Below are 9,966 nucleotides of genomic sequence, written 5' to 3'. Positions count from 1 at the left end.
ATAACTTGGCTCACTTCACAATCAGTATTCATTGTTTATGAGCCAGAAAAGTGGGGATCCCTCAGTACCCGTGATACCTCAAGATCCATGTTTTCAGAGTGTGCAAAAGTGCCTAATTCAAGGCGTATTATTGCCGAAATGCTTATTGCCTTTTAAGATGATACAACGTAGAAGTAGGGGCTTTTACACACTCCCAAAGGGCTGGTTTAAAAGCTTTTTATACTGTGTTATTAAACATCGGCTTAGAATGACTAGGCTCGATGTTCAATGCCTTGTCTAAAAGGCTTTTAATTCCAGCTGAATCCTGCAGCTTGAGGTATCACGGGTATAAACTCATGGGTGACACACATTGTGCATTTCAAGGTTCGTGCCCAAATCACGATTACGATCTGCTTTTGCATCATCACTGCGCAGTTGAGTCAAGTGATCTAAATACGCTTGATCCACATCATTTGTCACATACTTACCGTCAAAAACAGAGGTCTCAAATGTCGTGATCTGAGGGTTTTCTTGACGAACCGCTTCCACTAAATCTTCTAGTGACTGAAAAATGATGCCATCAGCACCAATTAACTTCGCAATGGCATCTACATCTCTACCATGTGCAATGAGCTCATTAGAAGTCGGCATGTCAATCCCATACACATTAGGAAAACGGATCTCGGGCGCCGCTGATGCAAAGTACACTTTATTCGCACCCGCTTCTCTTGCCATTTCAATAATTTGCTCAGAAGTCGTGCCACGAACAATAGAGTCATCCACTAACAATACGTTTTTCCCCTTAAACTCAGCATTAATGGCATTGAGTTTACGGCGTACAGACTTTTTACGTTCTTGTTGGCCCGGCATGATAAACGTTCGGCCAATATAACGGTTTTTGACAAAGCCTTGTCGATAAGGCAAGTCCAAATCTCGTGCAATTTCCAGTGCAATATCACAAGAGGTTTCCGGAATGGGGATGACGACATCAATATCATGATCTTCCCATTCCCTTTTAATTTTCTGACCCAGCTTCTTGCCCATATTTACTCTGCTGCCATAAACAGAAATTTTATCTAAGGTCGAATCGGGACGAGCAAAATAAACATACTCAAAAATGCAAGGTACATAACTGGGAGATTGAGCACATTGACGAGTAAAAAGCTGCCCGTCCAGAGTAATATAGACGGCTTCTCCTGGCGCAACGTCTCTTATCACCTCAAAGCCCACGGCATCCAGTGCGACACTTTCTGATGCCACCATATATTCAGTACCCAGTTCAGTCTCATGCTTACCCAATACCAAAGGACGAATCCCAAATGGATCGCGAAATGCCACTAAACCCTGACCGATAATCATAGCGGCAACCGCATAAGCCCCTCGAGTGAGAGTATGAACCTGGCTCACCGCATCAAACACTTCATCTGCGCTCAATATTTGACTCTTAGTGTGCTGCAACTCATCGGCTAATAAATTCAATAGCACTTCAGAATCTGACGTCGTATTAACATGACGACGTTGCTTCACTAATCGCTCACAAAGCGCTTGCGCATTGGTTAAATTACCATTATGTGCAATCGAAATACCAAAGGGAGAATTCACATAAAAAGGCTGAGCTTCTGAGGCACTTGAGCTACCTGCAGTGGGATAGCGAACATGACCTATCCCAGCATTGCCCTGTAGGCGTTGCATATGCTTAGACTCAAAAACGTCTTTCACTAAGCCATTCGCTTTACGTAGCCGAAACGCCGCGCCATCTATAGTCACAATCCCCGCAGCGTCTTGCCCTCGATGCTGAAGCACAGTCAGCGCATCATAAATGGTTTGATTAACCGACGTCTGACCGACTATTCCGACAATACCACACATAGGTGAGCTTCCTCATTGTAAGATGTTCTATCATTTTAATGAAAAAGTATTGATTACAAAACATTCACAATCAATACTATTTGTTATGCCTATTTGGGTCTATTTGGCATATTATATTTTGGGTACAAAGCTTGACGTATTTTCCAAGTAATTAAAAAACCATTGGATCACTACTCCAAATTCAGGCACGAGTTGTGAGTCTTGCCACCAAGTGGTTTTAGGTGCTCCCGTAAAAGCATCCATAAAAAATAATAATGCACTCACTATCAGTGCTCCTCTTAAGGCACCAAAACAGAGTCCAAGCACTCTATCGGTACCTGTTAACCCTGTTTTTTCGACAAGTTGGCCCAATAAAAAATTCACTAAGGCACCAAGGATGAGTGTAGAGACGAATAAAATACCGATGGCCGCGCCATTGCGAACCATTTTATCTTGTATCACGGTCAGGTGAACCGCCAGCTCTAAATAAAATGTGCTCGCCACAAAAAAGGCAACTATCCAAACCACTAGCGACATGGCTTCTTTTGCGAAGCCGCGCATTAAACTAATCAGTGACGATATACCAATAATAACGATTATAGCGTAATCAATCCAAACCATGGAAAGTGTATCCAGCATTAAAGGGTTAAAACGGCGTGATTCTAACAGAGAAGATGATAATCCACACCTGAAACAAAATGCGTAAATTTATCATTCTCTGTTTTCACCACAGAACAAAGGTGTAAGTCAATCAAGACTCAATGGGATTATAAGGCTCAATTCGCCCTTTCAATTGGGTCAATTTTTCAATATCAGATTGTAAATTAAGCAGCTTATCTTTAGACACATCGGGACCAACAAACACTTTAGTCAATTTGCCATTAATGGGTTTTGATGGCAATGTATACGCATTAAACCCTTGTTTTCTCAAACGTTCAACGAGGGCTGTCACATTTTTTGCATTATTAAAACTGCCCAAACGTAATGTCCATGCGCCCTTTGATAAATTTGATTTTTCTGACTTAATTTGTGACTCAGCCGCTTTTTCAAGGGCTGGTGTTGAGGGCTGTGGATCTGAAGGCGCTTGTGCTTGCGCCACTTTTTCGTCTAGATCCGTACTGACCACATCATAAGCTTGTTCCGGTAATGCCGTGTCATTTAACACAGGTTTAAGCGGAATTTCTGTAAACGTTTCTTCTTGCCGCGGTTTTTTACCATTGAGTAAATCCGGTAAAAAAAGCACACCGAGTGCAACCACCACCACCACACCCACTAAACGATTTTGAAAGCGATTAGGCACTGTCATTTCCTTTTATCAATGTTTTAATCCCTGCAACAGTATAAAAAGATCCAAAAACAATCACAATATCATCTTCTTGAAGCTCTTCTTGTAATTGCGCCCAAGCGAAGTCGAGTGAGTTAAAAACCTGCACGGCGTCTGTTTGCGGTAAACAGGCCGCTAAATCAGCCCCTGTCGCACTGCGAGGCACCTTTAAATCACAGCAGTACCACAGTGAAACATGAGGGGAAAAAACAGACAATACCTGAGCAATATCTTTATCTTTTAACATACCACACAAAGCCAATAAGCGTTTGGGGTGTTTAGCTTGCAACCGCGATAATAGGTACCGCGCGGCATGAGGATTATGAGCAACATCCAGATAAACCTTTGGACACTCAGACACACACTCCAAACGGCCACTTAATTGAGTGTGTGAAATCGCCTGTCTAATATGACTCAAGGACAAAGATGGACAGATATGCCTTAACGCCGCAATTGCCGTAGCCGCATTGGGCAGTGGCAGTGAAGGAATAGCCATATCGAATAAATTAATCCACTGATCTTGAAATGACCAATGATCCTCAAATTCTTGATAATGAAAATCTTTGCCCACTACATAGCCATGGGCACCGATATCATTGACTGTCTTCATTAAAGTGGCAGGCATATTGGGCTCACCGATAATCACAGATTTTCCTTGACGACAGATCCCGGCTTTTTCCACCGCAACTTGCTCTCGCGTATCACCTAAATACTCTTGATGATCCAGATCGATAGACGTGATCACTGCCACATCGGCATCGATAATATTAGTCGCATCCAAGCGACCACCTAGACCCACTTCCAATACAATCACATCCAATCTCGATGCCTTAAATAAGTATAGGCCTGCTAATGTCGCATATTCAAAAAAGGTCAAAGAAATCTCTCCCCTTTCTCGCTCAATCGCTTCAAAAGCCGCCACTAAATCCCTATCACTGGCATCTTGGCCGTTGATCCTCACTCGTTCATTGTAATGGAGCAAATGAGGAGAGCTATACACACCCACAGATAAGCCTTCTAATCTTAACGCCGCTTCAATCATGGCGCAGGTGCTGCCTTTACCATTGGTTCCCGCCACAGTGACAACTTGCGACTCATCAAAATTAAGCAGCCCCATCTGTTTAGCAACCTGAGATACTCGCGTTAAGCCCATATCAATTTCAGTGGGATGAATCGCCAATAAATAGTTCGTCCACGTCGTCAATGATGCATTTTGCATAGGCACATGAGTCGACGAATGAACCTGCTCTTTTTTAGGTACAACAGACATAAGCACAGACACTCTTAAGGTTAATCCAACATAAATAAAGGGCCTAATGATAATTTAGGCAACACATGGGGCTCTGGGTAAGTCACATCAACAAGATACAATCCATTAGGTTTGGCCGTCGGCGCTGCCGCTTTCCGATTTTTCCCTGCCAACAACTGAGCTAACCAATCAATGGGCTGTCGACCCATACCCACTTCCAGCAAAGAACCCACAATATTACGCACCATATGGTGTAAAAATGCATTCGCCGAAATATCCACGCAAATGTACATTCCTTGCCGAGTGACACTGATTTCATGCATTGATCTGACAGGGCTTTTGGACTGACAATGGAGCGCTCTAAAACTGGTAAAGTCATGCTCACCAATCAAATACTGCGCAGCTTGATGCATTTTGCTTTCATCAATATCGCCCATGTAATGACTCACACCAGAGCGTAAAATACCCGGTCTAAGGTTGTGATTATAGATCATATAACGGTAGCGTCTGGCCGTTGCACTAAAACGTGCATGAAAATCTTCATCCACCGCTTGCACCCACCTCACCGCAATATCATCGGGTAAATTCACATTTACCCCTAAAGTCCAAGCCGTCTCTTTGCGGATCGCATTCGTATCAAAATGCACCACTTGCCCAGTCGCATGCACGCCTGTATCCGTTCTGCCCGCACATTGGACGGTTATCGCTTCATTAGCCACTTTAGACAAGGCTTTTTCAAGTTGCGCTTGTACGGAATCCACCTCGAGTTGACGCTGCCAACCACAATACTTACTACCATCATACTCAATACCTAACGCAAACCGCATTCTCTACCTCAAAAATTGACAAAAGAGACGATGTCACACCGTCCTATCATTCACAAAAACACCATCCCCGAACATACAGGGGCTAATCGGCCAATTTTATCACATTCCCGCCTGTAAGCTCAGTAAAAATATAGACATGAGGAGCAATAGGTATGACTGATGATTCTGCTCACTCTCTGCTTTAAAGTAAACTGCGTTAATGATTTTTGAAAAGCTAAGTTTTATTTCTATTCTTCATATATTGTAAATCTAATGTGATACCTCACGATTTTTATAACAATATAGATTAATACAAACATAATATTTAAACACCAAAAACTTAATCTATTAAGTTTAATTAAACTTATGGTCTATATCAAAATATGGCCAATTGATTTAAACTCAGCTAAGTAAATTAATGTAAACACCTTTATTACTGCCTCGTTTTTTTTGAGTTCAATAAAATAATCAGTTACTTTCTCGCCAGTTATAATAAGTTTAATGTTCATTTAATCCATTAAATTTTAATTTTAAACGACCTGCTTTATACATATTACAAATTAATTAAAAGTTATTATTAATGACCTTATTTATAAAACTTAAATTAAATAAGTGATTAGAAAAAGTAATTTATAATCTCAAAAACTCAATACCAAGAGGTGGTAAATGGCTCGTTCATTCATTAGAACATTATTATATTTAATATTGTTTGCATTGGCATCTCAACTCGTCGCTTGTGGCGGTGGAGGAAGTGATGATTCAAGCTCTTCAAGTGATTCAGGAAGTTCCTCATCGACAGATGATGATTCAGGTGATAGTAGTGACACACAAAATATTACGTTCAACACCGCATTAAGCTCTACATCAATAACATCTGGAGAGTCTGCAACCATCACGATTAGTTACGACGGAACCTTAAGCTCATCAACTAAAATAACGGCTTCTGAAGCCGATGGATTACTCATTTTTGATGATAGCACTTGTGAGCTTTCCAGCACCCAAAAGACTTGCACTTTAAATGTGACAGCCTCATCCATTGATGATGATACAAGCCAAACAGGCACCTTGAACTTTGAAAGTGATGATACCACTGACGCAGTGACTTTTTCCCCTGACAGCATCAGTTTTACCGTTAATGGTCAAACAAGTAGCTCAAGTGATAGCACAGATCCATCCGACTCGACTAACCCTTATCCAGTCACCGCTTACATTTTACTGACCGATTCAGGTAGTTTGGAAAAATTGCATGAATTAGCAACAGAAGCTGAAGCAGGCACTGACATCAATTTTAATCGGCTTAATATTGCCTTTGCAAAACCCATTGCATTAACATACAGCACAGATAGCGTGAGTGATAATAATACGGCTTTAATTAATGACGGTATTTTAAGTCAAACTGCATTAGATGCCTATCCTTCCTTTGATTTTAAGAGTGACGTTACCGCATTAAAAAATGCTGGTATTCAAGTGATGTTGTCCATTGGTGGCTGGAATTACAGCCAATGTACTGAAGCATCAATCGCTAATTGCGATGACGATTATTCTCATTTTCCATTAAGCCCAGATGTGACTGACAGCAGTATTTCAATCCCTTATTCTGCCGATATTCAGGAAACAGATGCTGATTTTTCAGATATCATTAAAAGCTGGGCTGAATTTGCCAGTGCATTTGGGATTGGTTTGGACATTGATTATGAAGAAAACTGGTATCAGGCTGAATACCTTGATGCCTATAACAGCTCTCTTTTACAGCAAGAGATAAGCTATGGTGCACAAGCCAATGTGGGTCCATATGTTATTCCTGAAGTTGTTGAGAAACTGGGCTTTATTCTTCAGGAAGTCGAAGAACAAATGTATACCATCAATCAGGCTAACAACACTGATTTACCTGTGACCATTGCCGGCTCTGCCGTAGGGGCATTTAATATTCATACCGATAATGGTGATGCGGGGAATTTATTCTGGTATACAACAGGTACGGGTACCACCAATACAAAGGGACTTTACTATGATTTATTGCATATGAAAGATACGGACATTGCCGATTTTGAGAAATATTATCAATCAAAAAATGACGATGGAAGCTACTCATTGCTTTCGATATTTGAAAAATTCCCCTACCTACTGCTTAATAGTAGTGGCGCCAGTTCACAGGCATTAACTGGGCTCAATAGTCTAGGCGTAATGACCTATGATTTAGATGACGGTGCCGTCATTAATATCGATGGTTCTTATCAAGGTTATTGGTGTATTGGCACTGACAGTGTCGGCAGCGGCACAGATTGCTCAATCGCCAGTCAGACCAGTGCAATCATCACCATGTACCGTACCATGTATGATGATGCCGGCAGTGATAATGTGCCCTATATCAATATGGGTGTTGAAATTGGTATTCCCAATTACCCCATTAAAGCTGATGAAATAGAAAGCAGTACGACAAGTGGTACCTTCCCTTGGAATGATGAATACTTAGTCTATGATATTCCGGTCATTTCCACTGATGGCTTGCCTTCTTATGGCGACACGCCTGTTAATTCTGCCTATGCGCAAGATGGTTCGACAACATCGCCACATGCATACTATTTAAATGTGAATGCCGATGACGAGGACAGTATTTTTCAAGTTGTAGGCAAAAATGAAGGCAATGGTACCGGTGCCGATGGCGTCATTTTCTGGGAATTAAACAATCCATGGTATAACTATGATATCAGCAATGCTGGAGATTGTGAGAATGATCCGACAGGTTCAGTTTACTGCAATTATGTGTCATCAGAAGGCAATGGTTTTGACATTGACTATTTCGGCCTTGATGCTTCAAATAATGGTTACACTCAATCACAGATTGAAAGTGTCTTTAGCAATGCGGCCACAGAAGATGATATTTTAACTCATGCCATGAACTATTTTTCTAGCACCCAATAAATATTATTCACCATAAAAACATTAAGGCCTGTTTATTTTAAATAAGCAGGCCTTTTTAATTTTTCATTTGAATATCTTATATATAAGAAAGGTATCTTTTAATGATGGCGAGATTTATATTAAAGCCAGCAAAGACCAACAGAATAATGAACGCCCGCAACTGGTGGCTGTTAATGTCATCGTATGCCCACTTCTTTCGAAATCACAATCTTCTTTTAAACGCTCAAAACCGCTTTGGCACAGCATATTGTCGCTTCATGCCTTATTTAGGTCATTTATTGATGAAACTCCTAAAGCTATTGGTTTAAAAAACTGAAATCCTGATTTCCAGACACAAGCAACCTCTCACCATTATCAAAATGTATTTGAGTGAACAAATACAAATTCTCTCTGGCTTTTTCATAGTACGTCTTTTTTACCGTTTCGGTATGTAACGTTTCTCTTATGCTCTCATCAGGGAATAGCTGGGCTTTTACTCTACTATAAATCTCATTATTAATAATACTATCGACTCTGACTCTCTGTTCTTGGTAGTAGTTTTTAACCGATTGCCTTATCTTTCGCACAAAATCTATATTACCTTTAAAGTCAAAATCATATTCAGAATCATAACCAAAATAAGAATAAGAACCCACTATATATTGTTTTTCAAAATAATAAAATTGTTTATCATTAATAATGCTATCTCGTAGTACTAAATTTTTCGCTGACGTGGTAATAGTATTAGTCGGCACACTTGCTTCAGACTGTTGACCTCTAATGAGAAAGGTGATACACATTAAGCCATCGATGAGTATGGGCAATGTATGCATAAGAAATTCTTCATGATAAAATGGCAGACTTATCTGAGAAGCCTCATTGCTTGTAGGATAAACCAAATGATTGCTCCTAGCCTGTTTCTTCTCTTCCGTTTTAAGTTTTTTATATAATTTTTTTAACGTATCCTTATACTCAGAGACGATTGCCGCCTTTCTGTCTGTGCGCCCCCAGGATGTGATACCAGTGGAAAAGGTTGAGGTCATTGCCTTTTTTGATACATTTGAGGCAAATAAATACAATGACTCTAGCAATTCAACGGGGTCAACAGTGCTTTGTTGCTGGTTTCCCCCCCCAGCTTGATGATCAATGCTTAACATATTTTGGTGCGAATAAGGGCTTGCAACATTGTCAGATGGAGCAGGACTTTGAACAGGATTCCGTGACAATAATGGATTAGGCGGTGAATTCCTTGAAGCATTTAAGCCAGTTGTATCTTCTAACAATGAGGATGGATTAGAACATTGAAAACCTGGTGCGGTAGGTGAATGTAAAGCATCCACAGCGGCTTTTCTATCGATCATTTTAGAGTTAATGACATTGGTAATGGGATCAGAATGCTCTGTTATCGACTCTTGTTTATTACTCATTGGCCCTTTGCTATTTCTCGTCGAGCCTTTGCTACTACGCATCGACCATGCTGATGTCTCATCGATTGTCTGTAGATATTGATTACTATTGTTTTGATTAACATCACTCCGTCGAGAAACCAATGTGCTCCCAGCGTCTTTCTCCTCATCAATACTATCTATATTACTCACAATTCTATCGATGCTCTCACTTATATTGATATTGCTATTCAAAGGAGTAGACAATACTGTATCTAAACCGATATTAGGTGGCTCATTGAGTGCTGTACTATTAGTCACAACTATATCATCATTGCCCCCCATGAGGCTGAAAAGGGTATGGTGAGTAGTATCATTCCTTTGAGTCGAGTTATTGTTATTATTATTATTATTATTATTATTATTATTATTATTATTATTATTATTATTATTATTATTATTATTATTATTATT

The 9,966-nt window shown here is 40.2% G+C and carries 7 protein-coding genes; 1 reads left to right on the top strand and 6 read right to left on the bottom strand.

Going from position 1 to position 9,966, the window contains the following annotated elements:
• Positions 1-333: 333 nt before the first annotated feature.
• The 5 genes from purF to truA form a co-directional block, all read right to left on the bottom strand.
• The gene (gene purF, locus Q0791_RS23405) at positions 334-1,848 is read right to left on the bottom strand and encodes an amidophosphoribosyltransferase (protein WP_299011658.1); all 1,515 of its coding nucleotides are present in this window, start codon (positions 1,846-1,848) and stop codon (positions 334-336) included.
• 111 nt (positions 1,849-1,959) lie between these two features.
• Positions 1,960-2,448 carry a CvpA family protein gene (locus tag Q0791_RS23400; RefSeq protein ID WP_299011656.1) on the bottom strand — a complete coding sequence of 163 codons (489 nt, stop codon included), beginning with the start codon at positions 2,446-2,448 and terminating at the stop codon, positions 1,960-1,962.
• A gap of 130 nt (positions 2,449-2,578) precedes the next feature.
• On the bottom strand, positions 2,579-3,127 hold the full coding sequence (locus Q0791_RS23395; RefSeq protein WP_299011654.1) for an SPOR domain-containing protein: 549 nt from the start codon (positions 3,125-3,127) through the stop codon (positions 2,579-2,581).
• On the bottom strand, positions 3,120-4,421 hold the full coding sequence (gene folC / locus Q0791_RS23390; RefSeq protein WP_299011653.1) for a bifunctional tetrahydrofolate synthase/dihydrofolate synthase: 1,302 nt from the start codon (positions 4,419-4,421) through the stop codon (positions 3,120-3,122). Before folC ends, Q0791_RS23395 begins: the two co-directional genes overlap by 8 nt.
• Positions 4,422-4,441: 20 nt before the next feature.
• Entirely contained in the window at positions 4,442-5,227 is a 786-nt protein-coding gene (truA, locus tag Q0791_RS23385; protein ID WP_299011651.1) for a tRNA pseudouridine(38-40) synthase TruA, read from the bottom strand.
• A 645-nt stretch (positions 5,228-5,872) separates the two neighbouring features.
• Here truA and Q0791_RS23380 point away from each other — a divergent pair.
• Complete coding sequence (locus tag Q0791_RS23380) at positions 5,873-8,128, top strand: hypothetical protein (protein ID WP_299011649.1); 2,256 nt, start codon at positions 5,873-5,875, stop codon at positions 8,126-8,128.
• Positions 8,129-8,424: 296 nt separating this feature from the next.
• On the opposite strand, the gene Q0791_RS23375 is transcribed toward Q0791_RS23380, so the two are convergent.
• A partial coding sequence (locus tag Q0791_RS23375; protein WP_299011647.1) for a hypothetical protein occupies positions 8,425-9,966 on the bottom strand: 1,542 nt, incomplete at its 5' end.

Origin of the sequence: uncultured Shewanella sp. (genome assembly GCF_947495455.1) — a bacterium.
Lineage (GTDB): Bacteria > Pseudomonadota > Gammaproteobacteria > Enterobacterales > Shewanellaceae > Shewanella.
Note: the sequence above shows the minus strand (reverse complement) of the source record. Positions and strands in the feature narration are given on the sequence as shown.

Bases quoted from the DNA above. Each gene is read 5' to 3' on its own strand.
- purF (WP_299011658.1), bottom strand. From the start codon at position 1,848: ATGTGTGGTATTGTCGGAATAGTCGGTCAGACGTCGGTTAATCAAACC.
- Q0791_RS23400 (WP_299011656.1), bottom strand. From the start codon at position 2,448: ATGGTTTGGATTGATTACGCTATAATCGTTATTATTGGTATATCGTCA.
- folC (WP_299011653.1), bottom strand. From the start codon at position 4,421: ATGTCTGTTGTACCTAAAAAAGAGCAGGTTCATTCGTCGACTCATGTG.
- truA (WP_299011651.1), bottom strand. From the start codon at position 5,227: ATGCGGTTTGCGTTAGGTATTGAGTATGATGGTAGTAAGTATTGTGGT.
- Q0791_RS23380 (WP_299011649.1), top strand. From the start codon at position 5,873: ATGGCTCGTTCATTCATTAGAACATTATTATATTTAATATTGTTTGCA.